15 protein-coding genes are annotated in these 17,032 nt (G+C 39.2%); 8 read left to right on the plus strand and 7 right to left on the minus strand.

Annotated elements, in window-relative coordinates:
* Window positions 1–181: 181 nt before the first annotated feature.
* The 6 genes from JWR23_RS05915 to JWR23_RS05940 all read left to right on the plus strand — a co-directional run bounded on the left by JWR23_RS05915 (window position 182) and on the right by JWR23_RS05940 (window position 7,306).
* Entirely contained in the window at window positions 182–1,684 is a 1,503-nt protein-coding gene (locus JWR23_RS05915) for a radical SAM protein (RefSeq protein ID WP_299514124.1), read from the plus strand.
* Window positions 1,685–1,696: 12 nt separating this feature from the next.
* Entirely contained in the window at window positions 1,697–2,431 is a 735-nt protein-coding gene (locus tag JWR23_RS05920) for a bifunctional 2-polyprenyl-6-hydroxyphenol methylase/3-demethylubiquinol 3-O-methyltransferase UbiG (protein ID WP_299514127.1), read from the plus strand.
* Window positions 2,432–2,433: 2 nt separating this feature from the next.
* Window positions 2,434–3,477, plus strand: a complete 1,044-nt coding sequence (locus tag JWR23_RS05925) for a radical SAM protein (protein WP_299514131.1) — start codon at window positions 2,434–2,436, stop codon at window positions 3,475–3,477.
* 6 nt (window positions 3,478–3,483) lie between these two features.
* Entirely contained in the window at window positions 3,484–4,950 is a 1,467-nt protein-coding gene (locus tag JWR23_RS05930; protein ID WP_299514134.1) for a glycosyltransferase family 39 protein, read from the plus strand.
* Between the two features lie 71 nt (window positions 4,951–5,021).
* Entirely contained in the window at window positions 5,022–6,485 is a 1,464-nt protein-coding gene (locus JWR23_RS05935) for a radical SAM protein (protein ID WP_299514141.1), read from the plus strand.
* On the plus strand, window positions 6,485–7,306 hold the full coding sequence (locus tag JWR23_RS05940) for a class I SAM-dependent methyltransferase (RefSeq protein ID WP_299514146.1): 822 nt from the start codon (window positions 6,485–6,487) through the stop codon (window positions 7,304–7,306). The genes JWR23_RS05935 and JWR23_RS05940 overlap by 1 nt, the downstream gene beginning before the upstream one ends.
* Before the next feature lie 65 nt (window positions 7,307–7,371).
* Here JWR23_RS05940 and JWR23_RS05945 read toward each other — a convergent pair whose 3' ends face one another.
* From JWR23_RS05945 to aat, 3 genes are all read right to left on the minus strand, one after another.
* Entirely contained in the window at window positions 7,372–8,340 is a 969-nt protein-coding gene (locus tag JWR23_RS05945; protein WP_299514149.1) for a nucleotidyltransferase domain-containing protein, read from the minus strand.
* 372 nt (window positions 8,341–8,712) lie between these two features.
* A complete protein-coding gene (gene ruvC / locus JWR23_RS05950; RefSeq protein WP_299514151.1) occupies window positions 8,713–9,285 on the minus strand; it encodes a crossover junction endodeoxyribonuclease RuvC in 573 nt (190 codons plus the stop codon).
* 92 nt (window positions 9,286–9,377) lie between these two features.
* Window positions 9,378–10,016 (minus strand): leucyl/phenylalanyl-tRNA--protein transferase, encoded by a 639-nt coding sequence (gene aat, locus JWR23_RS05955; RefSeq protein ID WP_299514153.1) that lies wholly within the window; start codon window positions 10,014–10,016, stop codon window positions 9,378–9,380.
* 132 nt (window positions 10,017–10,148) lie between these two features.
* On the opposite strand from aat, the gene JWR23_RS05960 reads away from it, so the two are divergent.
* The gene (locus JWR23_RS05960; protein WP_299514156.1) at window positions 10,149–11,534 is read left to right on the plus strand and encodes a DUF1800 domain-containing protein; all 1,386 of its coding nucleotides are present in this window, start codon (window positions 10,149–10,151) and stop codon (window positions 11,532–11,534) included.
* A gap of 62 nt (window positions 11,535–11,596) precedes the next feature.
* Window positions 11,597–12,796 (plus strand): DUF1501 domain-containing protein, encoded by a 1,200-nt coding sequence (locus JWR23_RS05965; RefSeq protein WP_299514160.1) that lies wholly within the window; start codon window positions 11,597–11,599, stop codon window positions 12,794–12,796.
* Window positions 12,797–12,818: 22 nt separating this feature from the next.
* On the opposite strand, the gene JWR23_RS05970 is transcribed toward JWR23_RS05965, so the two are convergent.
* The 4 genes from JWR23_RS05970 to JWR23_RS05985 form a co-directional block, all read right to left on the minus strand.
* The gene (locus tag JWR23_RS05970; RefSeq protein ID WP_299514163.1) at window positions 12,819–13,715 is read right to left on the minus strand and encodes a DUF4835 family protein; all 897 of its coding nucleotides are present in this window, start codon (window positions 13,713–13,715) and stop codon (window positions 12,819–12,821) included.
* A complete protein-coding gene (gene coaBC / locus JWR23_RS05975) occupies window positions 13,712–14,914 on the minus strand; it encodes a bifunctional phosphopantothenoylcysteine decarboxylase/phosphopantothenate--cysteine ligase CoaBC (protein WP_299514166.1) in 1,203 nt (400 codons plus the stop codon). Before coaBC ends, JWR23_RS05970 begins: the two co-directional genes overlap by 4 nt.
* Window positions 14,915–15,034: 120 nt before the next feature.
* Window positions 15,035–15,376, minus strand: a complete 342-nt coding sequence (locus tag JWR23_RS05980; protein WP_299514169.1) for a DNA-directed RNA polymerase subunit omega — start codon at window positions 15,374–15,376, stop codon at window positions 15,035–15,037.
* A gap of 11 nt (window positions 15,377–15,387) precedes the next feature.
* The gene (locus JWR23_RS05985) at window positions 15,388–16,311 is read right to left on the minus strand and encodes an outer membrane protein assembly factor BamD (protein ID WP_299514172.1); all 924 of its coding nucleotides are present in this window, start codon (window positions 16,309–16,311) and stop codon (window positions 15,388–15,390) included.
* Between the last annotated feature and the right edge of the window lie 721 nt (window positions 16,312–17,032).

Below are 17,032 nucleotides of genomic sequence, written 5' to 3' on the forward strand. Positions count from 1 at the left end.
ATATCAAGCAAAACTCCGGTGGTACCAGGACACTTAACGCGAAATGTTACTATGCTGATATCCCGGGCACGGATGCTTCACAAAATCCATTACTGGTACCTAGTCATAACCCTGGTTATTAATTAATTTACCGGGCTTGTGTATAAGTTAGCTTATACACAAGCTCATTTTATCTATTGCTATGAATAAGATATTATTGTTCAATCCCAAAAGCGCCAATTCTAAGTACAGAATACCTAATTCTATTTTAAATATCGCCGCGTCGGTCGAAGGAAAATATGAATGGGTAATTGTTGACGGGAATTGTGAAGCCGATCCTTTAAAGAAAATGGAATCTTATTTAGATACCGGCGAGTTTAAATACCTGGGTTTTACGGTAATGCCGGGCCCACAATTAAGGCAGGCTATATTGTTTTCCAAAACAATAAAACTAAAATATCCTGATACAAAAATGATATGGGGGGGGTACTTCCCTTCTAATCAGCCGGACTCTGTACTGTATTCCGGTTATGTTGATTTTATCATAAACGGCCCTGGCGACCATGCCTTTCCGGCGTTAATAGATGCCATGGAAAAAGACGAGCCGTATGAATTTATAAGGAACCTTATTTACCAGGCCACAGATGGCAAGCTAATTAAAACAGCTAAAGAAGACCTGATGGACCAGGATTCGCTGCCGCCATTACCTTACAATAAACTAAATGAGTTTTATCCTATCCCGAAGTTTTTAGGCAAAACCTATTTGGGCGAAAAAACATTGGCCTATCACTCCAGCATAGGTTGTCCGTTCACCTGCTCATTTTGTGCAGTGGTTCCTATTTATGAGGCAAGGTGGAAGGCAAAATCGGCACAAACCGTTTATAACGACGTTAAGTATATTAAAGATAAATGGGGCGCTACCGCGATTGAATTTCATGATAATAACTTTTTTGTTTCTGAAAAACGCGCGGTTGAGTTTTCAAAGCTAATTGAACCCGAAAACATGTCCTGGTGGGGAATGGCCCGTATTGATACGATGCATAAATTTAAAGACTCATCATTAGAAGCCATACGCAGGGGAGGATGTAAGATCATATTCTTTGGTGCCGAAAGCGGCAATAATGCCATTTTAGAACAGATGGATAAAGGCGGCACCCAAACCGGCGACCAAATACTTGAATTTGCCGAACGCTTAAAGAAGTTTGACATTATACCCGAATACTCATTTGTGTTAGGTACTCCTGCGCCAACGCCGCAGCAGGTTATGGCGCAAATTGATTTTGAAATAGATTTTATTAAAAAAGTAAAAGCGATAAATCCCAAGACAGAGATTATTATTTATACCTATAGCCCCGTACCTACCGAGGGATCAGAACTATATAAACAGGTATTGGCCAGCGGCTTTAAATTTCCGCAAACGCTGGAAGATTGGATAAGTCCGGCATGGGAAAATTTTGATCTGAGGAAAAATCCGCTCACGCCATGGCTAACAGCCGAAATGATTGATAAGATAAGGAATTTTGAAACAGTGTTGAATGGCGTTTACCCAACAACAACAGATATCAGGCTAAGCAAACTAAAACGTGCGGCTATAAAAGCGGTATCAACTTTGCGCTATAAAATAAATGTGTATCAATACCCATACGAGATAAAGCTGCTGCAACGGATTTGGAAATATCGCCAGCCGGAAATACAGGGATTTTAAAATTAAAAGCTGTTGGATATAAGTGTTAAAGATATTGCAAAGAAACAGTCGAAAAAACCAGAGACGGGTTTTGAAGAACTTTATATTGCGGTAAGACGGCATGAAAAAAAGGTTTATACCGACGACCAATTAAAAGCCCTGCCCGATTTTGATATCCACTCGCACGAATGGGAGATAAGGAAACAATCAAGCGGCAGATTATTAACTTATCTTAGAAAGAAACACAAGCATTTAAATATACTGGAAATTGGCTGCGGCAATGGTTGGTTATCGGCAAAAATGGCCAATATACCCAATACAAACGTAACCGGCCTTGATATAAACCGCACAGAAATTAGCCAGGCCAGGCGTGTTTTTAAAAAGACCAACCTTCAATTTGTATACGATGATTTTAACGATATTATGTTTGATAAGGTACGGTTTGATGTGATTGTTTTGGCTGCATCATTACAATACTTTTCATCGATAGTTACAGTTTTACAAAAAGCATTAAATATTTTAAACCGGGGCGGCGAGATACATATTATTGACACACTATTTTATGACCCACCGGAAGTTGGCAAAGCAGCCGGGCGCTGCCGCGATTATTACAACGATATGGGCATACCCGAAATGGCCGATCATTATTTCCATCATACTATAAGCGGGTTTTGGGGATTTAACTACCGGGTGCTTTTTAATCCCGGTAACATACTTAACCGCATATTTAAAAAAGAACCGTTTTACTGGATAGCTATTTATAAATAATCATGTTGTTTACATCTATAACACATACTTACAAACGCCTGCGCACATTGCAAACGCACCAAATATTTGCCTTGCCGGTAGTAATCCTGATGCCGCATAGTGCATGCAATTGCAGGTGCGTAATGTGCGATATATGGAAGGACAATAAAAATCTGAAACAGCTTACCGAACAGGATATAAACGATCTGTTGATATCGTTGAAAAAGTTTGGAGCCCAGCAGGTAGTAATGTCGGGTGGTGAAGCTTTGCTGAATACCAATTTTTTTAAGCTTTGCGAAATATTAAAAAAGCAAAATATTAAAGTAAGCTTGCTTACTACGGGTTTATCTATAAAAAACAATGCCCCGCTGATATTAAAGTGGGTTGATGATATGATAGTTTCACTGGATGGTGACGAGCCAATGCACGATGCTATCCGCAACATTCCCAACGCGTTTAAAAAACTGAAGGAGGGCATAGAGCATATCAAATCTATCGACCCTAATTATCGTATTACAGCACGTACAGTTATTCATCGTATAAACTTTAGGAACTGGCCGGCAATTATTGAAGCAGCAAAAGCAATGGGTATAAACCAGGTAAGTTTTTTACCTGCTGATATTAGCAGCCATGCCTTTAACCGCCAAACTGCATGGAGTGAACCAAAGCAGCATGAAATTTTAATAAGTGAGAAAGAGCTGCCTGAATTACAGGATGTTATTAATGGCATACTTAGCCAAACAACTGATTTTAATAGTGGATTTATAGCAGAATCCGCTGCGAAAATTCAGAATATATATAATTACTACGCGGCATTTTATGGCTTAAATGCGTTTCCGTTTAAAAAATGTAATGCACCATGGGTATCAACCGTAATAGAGGCGGATGGCAGTGTGCGCCCCTGCTTTTTTCATGACACTATAGGTAATATACGAGATAATTCGTTAACGGATATATTAAACAGTAATGAAGCAATCAATTTCAGGAAAACACTGGATATGGGCACCAACGCTACATGCGTAAAATGTGTATGTAGTTTAAATTTATCGCCATTTGCAAAATTATAATATAGTATGATGAACCTGAAGGAAGTGGTAAGCAGCCGGCGACCAACGTTACTGCAGATAATTATATTATTAACCATATTGCAATTGCTGGTTACCTTGCTTACAAATGGTTTTGCCCTATCATTTGATGAGGCCATGTGGCACTACATAGGCCGTAACTGGTTTAGGCATGGTATGGTTCCTTACTCGGGCGGAATTGATAATAAATCTCCCTTAATATTTGTAATTTTCGGTTTATCAGATACACTTTTTGGTGTAAATTATTGGTTTCCCAGGGTGTTGGCTACGGCCTGCCAATCAATAAGTATATACTATATTTATAAAATAGCTAAACACATTGCGGGCCAACAAGCCGGCATGTTAGCTATATCATTTTTCGGGTTGTCATTACTTTGGCATGGCACAGGCGGCAGGTACGTTGCATTTACAGAAACTTATGAGGTAATGTTTATTGCCATAGCGGTTTATAAATATCTTACTGCGCAAAATAAAAAAGATGTTCTAATCAGTGGCTTAATGGCTGGTTTAGGATTAGGGTTCCGTTTATCAGCAATTTTTGGCATCCTTACCCTAATTATTTCATCATTGCGTAAAAGCAGGATATACACCGTGACGTTTTGTGCAGGAGTATCATTAAGTATTCTATTTCTTGCATCGGCAGGTTTTTTTGCAGGCATCAATCTTCATAGTTTTCTCACTTATGGGCTGGCAGATAATTTTGGAACAGGCAGCACTACCGATCATAGCCTATTATGGAAGCTGGAAAATTTTTCCGATAAGTTTTTTTATTCAGAGATCATCCTGTTTTATCCGCTTGTTCTGGCTTATATTTTTATAAAAAGAAAGGTCGATCTGTTTATTTTATGGCTCGTCCTTGAGTTTATAGGGATAAACATAATAGGTATATATGATACGGTGCATCTTAAAGATTTACTGGCCCTATTATCATTAATGAGTGCCTTTACTATTACCTGGTTGGTTAATGTTCATAAAGTGCCGGTAAAGCCGGTAATGGTTATTATATGGCTCACTTTCTTTCCCAAATTATTGGAACCACTGGTAAATATCAAAAAAATACTGATCGGCGGTACAGGCCCGGTAGAAAAATATGGCATACGGCCCTATATTAAACCGGGTGAAGGCTCACGAAAAGAACTGGGGTTATGGATAAAAGCCAATACAACCAGTCAGGATAAAGTTTTTGTAGCCGGTTTTGGCGCGCAGGTGCAAGCTTACTCAGAAAGAATATCGCCAACGGTTTACTTTAATGCCACTCAAACCCGTATAGCAAAGGAGACATTTTTTCATGATATGCAAATAAATAAACCGGCAATGATACTTGTGCCTTTATTTTCAGAATATGAGCAATTGGTAAGTGCAGATATGCGGCAGTTTGTTAATGAATTAATACAGAAGAATTATTATTTATACAAAACAATGTATAACTATAATATTTACAGGGCAAAAAAGTAAGCACTCATGATGAAGTATAATACAAAACCGGGGCAACCCATTAACTTTTAAAAACGTAGTTATTTATATAAATGAATAATATACTATTCTCACACTCCTATTTTTTACGGTTTGACCCTAAACAATGGTCATTGGGTCAACCCTATGCTCCGTTGGGAACATTATATGCTGCAGCGTTAATGCGTGAGAATGGTTATAACGTTTCTTTATTTGATACCATGTTTATTGAAGATCCGAACAGAGTTATTCCTGTATTGGAAAAAATACGCCCCGATTTTTTTGTGATCTATGATGATGGATTTAATTATCTCACAAAAATGTGCCTCACCAATATGCGTGAGGCGGCCTTTAGCATGTGCAAAATGGCTAAAGCAAAGGGATGCACGGTAATTGTTTCCAGTTCTGACTCTACAGACCGTTATGAGGAGTACTTGAAAGAAGGTGCTGATTTTGTAATAATAGGCGAGGCCGAGCATACTTTGCTTGAACTGGTTAATCATATTAAAACCGGCCAGGAAGATTATGTTGCTATACAGGGGTTAGCTTTTATAAACAAAGATAACAAAGCGATTAAAACAATACCGCGCCCTGTTTTAAAGGATCTTGATAGCTTGCCGCTGCCTGCGTGGGATTTAGTTGATATGGAGCGCTATCGTGAAAGCTGGTTAAAAAGTGCGGGTTACTTTTCTATCAATTTAGGCACTACCCGTGGTTGTCCGTTTAAATGTAACTGGTGCGCTAAGCCTATTTATGGTAACCGCTATAATTCGCGCAGTCCGGAAAATGTAATAAAGGAATTAAAATTGCTAAAAGACCGATACCCGATAGACCATATATGGTTTTGTGATGATATTTTTGGCTTAAAACCGGGTTGGGTAATGGAGTTTTCACAACTAATTCAAAAAGAAAACCTGCGTACACGTTTCAAAATACAATCAAGGGCCGATTTATTGGTAGATGAAAAGTTAGTGGCATCATTAGCTGCATCAGGTTGTGAAAATATTTGGATTGGCGCCGAAAGCGGCTCGCAAAAAATACTTGATGCCATGGATAAAGGCATTACGGTTGAGCAAATACGCATAGCTGCCAAAGCAATGAAAAAAGAAGGTATCAAGCCATCTTTCTTTATTCAGTTTGGCTATCCCGGCGAGGACAAGGCCGATATTGCTTTAACTATTAAAATGATAAATGAACTGTTGCCATTTGAAATTGGCATATCGGTTTCTTATCCGTTACCCGGCACTGTTTTTTATGACAGGGTGAAAGCCGATCTGAAGAAAAAAACAAACTGGACCGACTCTGATGAAATGGCTTTGATGTTTAGCAACACATTCCCCCCAACCTATTATAAGCAACTGCATAAATATGTACATAAAAACTACCATATGCACCTGGCAAAAAACAGCATTATTAAGCTAATTAAAAACCCATTGGATGTTAATATCAAAAGTTTAAAAAAGGCGCTGTCTGTTTTTTATTATACCCCGGCTACTTATATTGAACGTTTGAAGCTTAATCAATTAGAAAAAATATAATGGAAGCTGTTGCAGAAAATATAAACGAACAATACGCGGCAAAAGCTTTCTCTGCACAATCAGAAATATTTGACGACATATACTCGGGCAATACCATTGTTAATTATAAACGCGGCAGGGTAAGGGGCCACGTTTTGCAATACCTGCGGCCCGGCGCATCTATATTAGAGCTAAACAGTGGCACAGGTGATGACGCTGTTTATTTTGCCGGCCTGGGCCATAAAGTTCATGCTACAGACATAGCCGAAGGCATGCAGCAAAAGCTGCGCGAAAAAGCATTAAAATACAACCTGGATAATTTAATAAGCACAGAGCTATGCTCTTTTACGCAACTGAATAATCTAAAAAACAAAGGGCCTTATGATCATGTTTTCTCCAATTTTGCAGGCTTAAACTGCACAGGCGAACTGGATAAGGTTTTATTATCGCTGCCTCGGTTATTAAATAAAAATGGCACGGTTACGCTGGTTGTTTTACCTGAATTTTGTTTGTGGGAGTCGCTGTTGTTGATTAAAGGTATGTTTAAAACTGCTACGCGCAGATGGTTCAGCAAAAATGGGGTAAAGGCACATGTGGAAGGCACTTATTTTTCTTGTTGGTATTACAATCCATCGTATATTGTTAATACGCTGAAAGATTCGTTTAATGTGCTTTCTGTTGAAGGGTTATGCACTATCGTTCCGCCATCATACATTGAGCATTTTGCCGAAAAACATCCGGTTATATATGACCGGTTAAAAAAACTTGAAAACAAATACAGGTTTAGCTGGCCATGGCGATTTATTGGCGATTATTATATTATATCACTCAGAAAGAAATAGCATCACATGGTGGTTGTTTTGGACTCCGTAGGAGTCTCCTAATGCTTTGAATAACTATTATTGGCTTAATTAGCCAGGATATTTTGAGGGGAAATTAACATACTTGATATTTTATTTTGATACTGCTCCAGCAACTTGCTCTGAAAATTCTTAGGATCGGGCTTAGCATAATGCTTGTTGGCATCCAGCCCCATAATAGATCCTTTTGAATTTACCCTTTTTGACAGTGTTTTCTTTAACCACCTGCTTGCTGTAATTCTCATTAACATATTGTCAATGGCATTGCCTAAACGGTTGTTTAGCAGTTTTTCAAACAGTACTTTAAAAAGAACAGGCTTTAACGGTTTTGCAGATGATAGCCGCATGATTTTATTGGGCAAGTATTCTCTTGTCCAGGCATTGGCCGCATAAAAATTTTCTATCGTGGCATCGCCTTGTAAAGGTATCAGGGTAACTACTTCTATTGCCGTATATATAGTTTTTTCAACAATTTCCAATTGCTCTTCGTCTATATAATAGTTCATACAAAAATAATCCTGCTTGTTTACTAAATAGGTTAATTTTTTAAAAGCATGCATTAACGTGCGTGCTATCCATAAACGATTTTTAGCTGTTATAATAAACAGGTCGATGTCAGAGTTCTCATCAGCAAAGTTTTTGGATAAAGACCCCGAAATAGCTATACCGCGCACATAAGGAAATTTGATAAGTATATCACTTACCTTTCCGCCGATTTTAATCAACTCTGCAGCTTTTTTATTCCCGGCACATCTTCTTGTAATTAAAGAGTAATCATTTTTAAGGGTGTAGAACTCGCTGAATTGATAGACGGATTGATTAGCGATAAGGCATCTTAGCGCACCATCAAAGTCATCCTGCTCATATTTATTCTTTAAAAATAAATATATCTCAACGCTGGTTAACGGATAATTAAATAGATCAAAATAGGCCAGCGTAGCTAATATGTTTTCCTTTACCTCAGTCACGGATGCTCTGTTATTAGTAGATATTATCAATGCAGGGGACTTGTTCATCTTTTTATATAGTGATGACGGAAATACCTGTGGATAGGTTGCCTTGGGCTAAATAAAAAATGGCTTTTTTCGGTTATAGTATATATGCTTTGCAAAGTATAGGGGAAAATCGCGAAAATGTATTGCCGATGGCAAATAGTATCAGGGAAATCGCGTTTAAAATGAAAGCATATAATTTGTGGCTAAAGCCATTTCAATCATTGCAATCTAAGCCGTTGGCTGAAGCCCAACGGCAATAAATGAAAAAATTAGGTCGAAAATAGTGGCTAAATTCATTGCCGTCCCATTTATGGGGCGGAAGAAACATCATTAAAAGGGGCTTTAGCCAAAAAACGACAAATAAAATTTAAAAAGCGATCTCTGCAAATGATACTAAACAACCCGTTTAGCATTATCCTTAACAAAGGTATCCCAACCCGAGTAGGATTTTTTGCCGGTGCTTTTGCCGGTGCTTATTTTTTGGAACGAATGGCAAACCGCTACTGCAAGCCCGTCGGTAGCATCTAAAAAATCGGGGGTTTCTTTAAAACTTAACAGATTTTGCAACATGGCTGCAACCTGCTCTTTAGTAGCATTACCGTTGCCGGTTATAGATTGCTTTATTTTACGGGGAGAATATTCTGTAACCTCTATGCTGCGCGAAAGTGCCGCTGCCATGGCCACGCCCTGCGCCCGGCCAAGCTTAAGCATTACCTGTATGTTTTTGCCATAAAACGGGGCCTCGATGGCCAGGCAGTCGGGCTTGTAATTATCAATAAGAGCAACAGTTTTTTCAAATATGCGCTGCAGCTTTAGCATGTGGTCATCAATCTTATCCATTTTAACCACGCCCAGGCTAATCAGCTCAATTTTTGATCCGGTTTCTTTTACCAACCCATAACCCATAACCGCTGTACCAGGGTCTATGCCTAAAATTATACGCTCTTTTGTGTTTATTACCTGCATGCTATCTATTTAGATTTGGAAGTTTTTAAACTTCTAAATCGGGGTGTTCGGGTATTCCTATTACTAAAAATATGGGAATGCCCTAAAGTTAACTATCCTTCTATATTATTCAGCATAGCCATGTATTCTTTTCTGGTTATCATGTGCGCACCCATTGATTCCATATGGTCAGAATGTACCTGGCAATCTAATAACTTATATTTCTCGCTTTGGCACAGTGCTATTACCGCGGTTTTTGACGCATTACTTACTTTGCTAAACATACTTTCGCCACAAAAAACATTGCCAATGGCTACACCATACATGCCGCCAACCAATTCATTCTGCTGCCATATTTCGATAGAATATGCATGGCCCTCATGGTGAAGCTGTATATAAGCCGCCTTCATATCGTTAGTTATCCATGTTCCGTCCTGATCTTTACGCTCAACGGATGAACAAGCCTCTATTACATCAGCAAAACATTGGTTATACGTTACCTTGAACCGGTTTGAATTGAGCACCCTTTTCATACTTGATGATATCAGCAGCTCATCCGGGTAAAGCACAAACCGTTCATGCGGCGAGTACCATAAAATTGGCGTATCATCACTGTACCACGGGAATATCCCTTGCTGGTAAGCCAGCATTAAGCGCGCTGTGGAAAGGTCGCCACCCACTGCCAGCAAGCCATCCGGCTCGGCCAGTTCCGGGTCAGGAAATTGTAAACGCTTATTGAGCCTGAATATCATCAGACAAATTTATATCTTAGAGTAGTAAAAAGTTACAGGCATTAAACTATTTATTAAAGCGATTGTCACACCAATGTAAACACCCCAAGCCATATTAAATCTTAAGCAGTCTGGTAAATCCATCATTAGTAAATGAACAACTCAAGACAGATAAAACATTTATACGCGCGAGCAGGCTTCGGCATCAGGTTCGAAGATCTGCATGACCAGGCTAACCAGTCGATCAAAAAAAGCGTAAAAAAACTTTTCAAAGCGTCTGAGAAAATAGAATTCCTCGATGCCCTTAATGAAAACATAGACCTTAGACCAAAGCCTGTTGCCCAAACCGACATGGATAAAATGGCGTTGCAGGCAGAGCGAAATAAACAAGAAAAAGCGCTCAATGATGCCTGGGTTAAACAACTGAGCGAAACCGACGCGCAGCTAAGGGAAAAGATGACCCTGTTTTGGCATAATCATTTTTCATGCAATATAGGCAATGCCTATTATGAGCAGGAGCTGAATAATGTTGAACGGGCCAATGCGTTGGGCAATTTTAAAACGCTGCTGCTGCAGGTATCGCAAACGCCGGCTATGCTACAGTTTTTAAATAATCAACAAAATCAAAAAGGTCACCCAAACGAAAATTTTGCCCGCGAGTTAATGGAGCTTTTTACCCTGGGCAGGGGGCATTATACCGAGCAGGATATTAAAGAATCGGCACGGGCATTTACGGGTTGGGCCTATAGTGGTAAAACAGGTGTTTATACATTTAATCCGCGTGTGCATGATAACGGGCAAAAAACTTTTTTAGGCAAAACCGCTAACTATTGCGGCGAGGATATCATGAGCATTATTACTGATAACAAGCAAACGGCTGTTTTTCTATGTACCAAACTATACCGCTATTTTGTTAATGACATTCCGGATGATACTCACGTTAACCAAATGGCCGATGTATTATATAAGGCTAATTATGAGATAAAACCACTGCTGGAATTTGTGTTCCTGTCTGATTGGTTTTATGAGGATAAAAATATTGGTAACCTGGTAAAATCGCCCATTGAACTTTTAGTTGGATTAAACCGCCAGTTTTACATCAGCTACCAAAATCCGGATGTGTTGATGCAGTTTCAGCGTACGTTGGGGCAGGTATTGTTCCGTCCGCCAAATGTTGCGGGATGGCCGGGCGGCAGGAGCTGGATAGACAGTTCATCATTAATGTACCGGATGAAGATACCATCAACCATATTAAATGCCGGCTTAATTGACTTTACGGGCAAGGCCACACCCGAGGATGAGGCTTACCTGGCATCGCAGCGCAAGCAGCAGTTAAACGTAATTAAACGGGTACAGGCGCAACCCAACTGGGATAAATTCTTACATGATATTCCGCCCGATACAACACACCTGCAAATAGCAGAATTTATGCTGGAGCCCAAATTGGATAAAACAGTAGTAGACGAGATGAATAGTTCGGCTGATATTAAATCAACCATCATACAAATAGTTTCAACACCTGAGTATCAGCTTTGCTGATAATTAATGAGTGAATTGTGAATGTTAATTGATAATCGCTCATTCAATAATTAGATAAGATCATGGAAAGAAGAGATTTTTTAAGAAACACCGCGTTAATATCAGGAGCCTTTATGGTGCCGGCATTTTTAAAACCGTTAGAGGCAATGGCAAAAGGCGACCTAACCGGGCATAAAAACCTGGTTATTATCCAGCTATCAGGCGGTAATGACGGGCTGAATACGGTTGTTCCTTATGGTAATGATATTTACTATCAAAAGCGTAAAACCATAGCCATTAATAAGCCTGACATTGTTACGCTTAATGATATGCAGGGTCTTAATCCTAACCTATCAGCCTTAAAAGAAATTTACGACCAGGGTTGGATGAATATAGTTAATTCGGTAGGTTACCCAAATCCTGACAGATCGCATTTTCGATCGATGGATATATGGCAAACCGGCAGCGATGCCGACCAGTTTTTAACTACCGGCTGGATCGGCCGCTATTTAGATTCGAACTGCCAAACCTGCAAAAACCCTTATACCGCTATTGAGGTGGATGATACGCTGTCGCTGGCTATGAAGGGCGCTAAAATGAAAGGGATTGCAGTACAAGATCCCGGCAAACTGTTCCAAACCACACGCGAACCATTCTTTAAGGACCTGGTGCATGATCATGGCGACACTAATTTGAACGAGGATAATTTAGGGTACCTGTACAAAACCATGATCGAAACTTATTCATCGGCAGATTATATACAGAAAACATCAAAAACTTATAATGTAACAGCCCAATATCCTGCTACAGGTTTGGGATATCAACTTAAAAATGTATCTAAGTTTATTAATTCGGGGTTGGATACCCGGGTTTATTATGTATCGCTAAGCGGATTTGATACCCATGTTGGGCAGCAGGCACAACAGGGCCGTCAGTTAAAAATTTATGGTGACGCGGTAGCCGCGTTTATTAAAGATTTAAAGTCAACAGATAAGCTGGATGATACATTGGTAATGACCTTCTCTGAATTTGGCCGCCGGGTAGAGCAAAATGCCAGTAACGGTACCGACCACGGTACTGCCAATAATGTATTTTTATTTGGCGGCAAGCTTAAAAAGGCCGGCATATTTAATGATGCGCCAGACCTGACCCAATTGGATAACGGCGATTTAAAATACCAGGTAGATTTTAGAGATATTTATGCAACGCTATTAGATAAATGGCTCGATGTAAGTAACAGCCAAATACTGAATAAGAATTTTGTGGGATTGGATTTGGTGTAGGAAAAAATTACTTATATATAATTTAATTCTTCAACAATTGCTGGTACTTAATACCATTAGCCGGATCGGCTTGCGAAAGGGTATTGTAAGACTCCAGGCGCTCCTGTGGATCGGTATGAGCAAATAACGATACCAGCTCATCAGCTTTAGCTGTAAAAAAAACTAACGGAAACATTGCCCCTAACCGTTGCCTGTCTACTTGTATAAGTGTTGGTATTAAAGCCAAAATAGCCTTGCGCCCTTTTGTAGCATTATCTGCCATTAAATCCAGTCCGTTACGATGGTAGTCATATAAAAAACCACGTAAAGATGCATACGTCTTGCTATTCAAATTCTCGGCAAGCCAGTAACGGTTGGTGTTGCTATCAAAAGCCTTCCAGCCTTTGTAAGCCGATGTTTGCGCATTGGTAACTATGTTTTGCGCCAGGTTAAAATAAGCCGAGCCGCCAAATCTTGAAAAAGTATCATAATCTGCACCGGCAATTATATAGGCATAAAATGCCATTACAGCGCTCAGATTAGATTGAAAATTTTGATTAGAATAATCAATGGTTTGCCCTTCCGTATAAATAAAATCAAAATCTTTATCATTAATGCTTAACAGGGTAGAGTTATAGTTGGAGTTAAAAACCGGGCGTGATGATTGTACCTGCAATTCGCCGCTGTAATTACTGCCATTATCCCAGGCGGTAATGTTTAATACAAAGTTACAATCTATCCTTTCCTGAGGCAATACAGGGTCGGCAAGCCATTTATGCCCGTTCAAAAAATCTTTCATTGCTGTTTCCAGCGCTTGGAACGCGCGTTTATTGGTAGTTTGTATTTTTGGGGCAAGTACAGTAACATGCGCGTTCAGATCCTGGGCAGAAGCCGTTAACCCGCAAAGCAACAATGCTATATAAATACTAAATAACCTCATCTTTTAATAAGCGCTATAACTTTTTGGCAAATATCCTTAGCAACATCCTCTTTACTTTTAAGGTCGAAGGTGGTTTTTTGCAGGTCGCGGTCTATAATAGTGATCTTGTTTGTGTCGGTTTTAAAACCCGCGCCCGCATCGCCCAACGAATTTAGTACAATAAAATCAAGGTTTTTCTTTTTAAGTTTTTCAATAGCGTTTGCTTCTTCGTTATCAGTCTCTAATGCAAAACCCACCAGCAGTTGGCCATCGTGTTTATTATCGCCCAAAAACTTTAAAATATCGGTGGTCTTTTTTGTTTCGATGGTAAGCCCGGCCTCATGTTTCTTTATTTTTTGCGTGGCGATGGTAACCGGCGCGTAGTCTGATACCGCGGCACTCATAATACATACTTTAGCCATGGTGAAATGTTGCCGGCAAGCCTCCAGCATTTCTGCAGCGGTAGTAACATCAATGCGTTTAATCAATCGTTGTTTGCTCACTTGTGCAGATGGGCCCGAAACCAGCGTAACATCAGCACCCAGTAAAGCCAGTTCATCAGCAATGGCAAAGCCCATTTTGCCTGATGAATGATTACCTATAAAGCGTACCGGGTCAATAGCCTCATAAGTTGGGCCGGCGGTTACCAGTGCCTTTATATCAGTTAACGGGAGTTTTTTTTTAATATCAGCCGATAGGAAGGCTATGATTTCTTCAGGCTCGGCCATGCGCCCTTCGCCATGCAAGCCGCTGGCCAGCTCTCCATTACGGGGAGCGATCATAATATTTCCAAAAGATTGCAGGGTAGCCGCGTTTTCTGTAGTAGATGGGTGCTTCCACATATCAAGATCCATAGCCGGCGCAAAATATACCGGGCATTTGGCAGATAAGTATACGGCGGTTAATAAATTATCGGTTAATCCATTTGCCATTTTAGCCAGCGTGTTAGCACTTGCGGGGGCGATAATTATAAAATCGGCCCATAGGCCTAATTCTACATGATTATTCCATTCACCGGTTTCGGGAATAAAGTAGTCTGTCAGTACCGGATTTTTTGAAAGGGTTGAAAGCGTTAAAGGGGTTATAAAATTGGTAGCGTCAGGCGTCATCACTACTTGTACACGTGCACCCGCTTTAATAAGCAGCCTTACCAGCAAAGCCGATTTATATGCAGCTATACTGCCGCATACACCTAAAACGACATTTTTACCCTCAAGCATAGAAATAAAGTAAAAAACAAAAATTCAAAATTCAAAAATAAAGGTACGCAATAAAACGTCCCTGTTTGGCTAAAGCCTACTTTTTGAATTTTGAATTTTACCTTTTGAATTAAGAAGCTACTATTGCTCCTTTAACGGATTGCGATAGTAAATTTTACCATCTAAAAATTCCTGAACTGCCACCAATGAAGGCTTAGGCATTTTCTCGTAATATTTAGATATTTCAATTTGCTCGCGGTTTTCAAATATCTCTTCCAGGTTATCATTTGACGATGCAAATTCAGAAAGCTTTGCATGCAATTCCTCTTTTACATTATTTGATATCTGGTTAGCCCTTTTTGACATAATTACCAGCGACTCATAAATGTTGCCTGTTTCTACATCCAGTTCGCGCAGATCGCGGGTCACGGTACTGCTGGCTATAGCAGGTTTGTTTGTTGTATTAATAATGTTGTTACTCATATCTTTTTTAATTATGGCATTTTTTTATGAATGTCCGGTCTTTCTGAAATTGGTATAAATACAGAATCTTTTTTAGCAAGTCTTCTATACAGTTTGTCATCATTAATAGCCTGGGCTATTATACGTTTAGCATTACTTATACCAACCCCACTGTCTTTTCGTAATCCTTCGGCTGCATGTATATAAGCACTTTTAGGATATTTTTCAATAAACTGGTCGGCAAATGCTATGGTTTGAGTGTAACGCTCTTCCTGTTTAAATTCACGGCTTTGATGAGCATATTCATATTGCGCTTTGATGGTTAAATACTCCATCTCTTCTGCATATTTTGTATCCGGGTAATCGCGTAATGTATTGCCAAATGCAATAACAGCGGCCTGGTTGTCACCAATAGTTAAATACAATTTCGCATTCGAATATGCTTTTAGCTCCAACCTGTCGCGTAAATTTTGTATTAGTTTACTTGCTTCGGCAACACGCTCACTTTTTGGATAAAGGTTAATAAACAGTTGTAATGATTCTATACACTTGGTAGTGTTTTCCTGATCGAGCGAAAATATAGGCGCATCCAGGTAATAGCAATAAGCTGTGTAAAACCGGGCCTCTTCCGCTCTCGGGTCAGAAGGATATGAGGTTGCAAACTCTTTAAAATGATAAGCCGCCGCGGTATAATCCTTCAGCATATAGTTCGTCATTGCATTATCGTAAAAAAGGTCTGTAGCGCCATCCTGTCCGCGATAACGTGTTAGTAAGGTCTCAAATAAACCTAATGCTTTACTGTACTCCTTCTTTTTGTACAGCCTTTGAGCTTCCTGGAATTTTTTAGCATTATCATTACTTGCTTTTAGCTTTTCATACTTGCTTTTGCAGCCTGTAACTGCAATAGCTAATACAAATAATATGCAGGCAAATAATGATGAATATTTTTTAAACATTTTGCAAAGATAAGGAATATTATAAATCGGTCAATTATTTATTTATCTGCTAATATATAGCGTGTTTTTTACATGTATATATACAGGTATGTATTTTAACATCTTTTAACGTATGGCTTTAGTGAGTAGTATATAATAGCAAGTATTTAGTATCCCGATACCGATCACTAAATATAGCTGTTATATTATATAGTATATATAGTATATATAGGATAGTATATATAGAGTATACATGAACTATTTGCCTGAAAGGGGGTGTGCCATGTACTGGCCCAATTTTTTTAGCCTGATTTGCAACAGTTTACCCCGTAATATAAAATTAATGTTAATAACCATTTGCTATAATCAATACTGTGTGTACCTTTGCAGCCCGCAAAAGAGATAGCGCGGTTGTTCTAAAACACTTCAAAATACAAGGCGAAAAAATATTTAAAATATAATTTGCAGAAGTAAAAAAGGTTCATACCTTTGCAGTCCCAAAAGAAAGGGGCGCTAAATTAAGCGGTTGCCGAAAGCGATTTTCGGATACAAAAATTGAAAAAGTAATCACTGTTAAAGGTGATAACATAAATAACAGATACACTGCGACAGTGTATATCGAGAAAGTTCTTTTAGGAAATAGAAAATCATGTAGTGAGCGGGCCGGAAGGAAGCCAGTGGACGATAGGAAAGTAGTCAGCAATGACTAATGACTTAATGACCAATGACCAACAAACGGTTT

The organism is Mucilaginibacter sp., assembly GCF_028288205.1.
Taxonomy (GTDB): Bacteria; Bacteroidota; Bacteroidia; order Sphingobacteriales; family Sphingobacteriaceae; genus Mucilaginibacter.

What these genes read in the sequence shown, in the direction of transcription:
- JWR23_RS05985 (WP_299514172.1), bottom strand. Translation starts at nt 16,311, where the DNA reads ATGTTTAAAAAATATTCATCATTATTTGCCTGCATATTATTTGTATTA.
- JWR23_RS05965 (WP_299514160.1), top strand. Translation starts at nt 11,597, where the DNA reads ATGGAAAGAAGAGATTTTTTAAGAAACACCGCGTTAATATCAGGAGCC.
- aat (WP_299514153.1), bottom strand. Translation starts at nt 10,016, where the DNA reads ATGATATTCAGGCTCAATAAGCGTTTACAATTTCCTGACCCGGAACTG.
- JWR23_RS05925 (WP_299514131.1), top strand. Translation starts at nt 2,434, where the DNA reads ATGTTGTTTACATCTATAACACATACTTACAAACGCCTGCGCACATTG.
- JWR23_RS05935 (WP_299514141.1), top strand. Translation starts at nt 5,022, where the DNA reads ATGAATAATATACTATTCTCACACTCCTATTTTTTACGGTTTGACCCT.
- JWR23_RS05915 (WP_299514124.1), top strand. Translation starts at nt 182, where the DNA reads ATGAATAAGATATTATTGTTCAATCCCAAAAGCGCCAATTCTAAGTAC.
- ruvC (WP_299514151.1), bottom strand. Translation starts at nt 9,285, where the DNA reads ATGCAGGTAATAAACACAAAAGAGCGTATAATTTTAGGCATAGACCCT.
- JWR23_RS05960 (WP_299514156.1), top strand. Translation starts at nt 10,149, where the DNA reads ATGAACAACTCAAGACAGATAAAACATTTATACGCGCGAGCAGGCTTC.
- JWR23_RS05970 (WP_299514163.1), bottom strand. Translation starts at nt 13,715, where the DNA reads ATGAGGTTATTTAGTATTTATATAGCATTGTTGCTTTGCGGGTTAACG.
- JWR23_RS05945 (WP_299514149.1), bottom strand. Translation starts at nt 8,340, where the DNA reads ATGAACAAGTCCCCTGCATTGATAATATCTACTAATAACAGAGCATCC.
- JWR23_RS05940 (WP_299514146.1), top strand. Translation starts at nt 6,485, where the DNA reads ATGGAAGCTGTTGCAGAAAATATAAACGAACAATACGCGGCAAAAGCT.
- JWR23_RS05980 (WP_299514169.1), bottom strand. Translation starts at nt 15,376, where the DNA reads ATGAGTAACAACATTATTAATACAACAAACAAACCTGCTATAGCCAGC.
- JWR23_RS05930 (WP_299514134.1), top strand. Translation starts at nt 3,484, where the DNA reads ATGATGAACCTGAAGGAAGTGGTAAGCAGCCGGCGACCAACGTTACTG.
- coaBC (WP_299514166.1), bottom strand. Translation starts at nt 14,914, where the DNA reads ATGCTTGAGGGTAAAAATGTCGTTTTAGGTGTATGCGGCAGTATAGCT.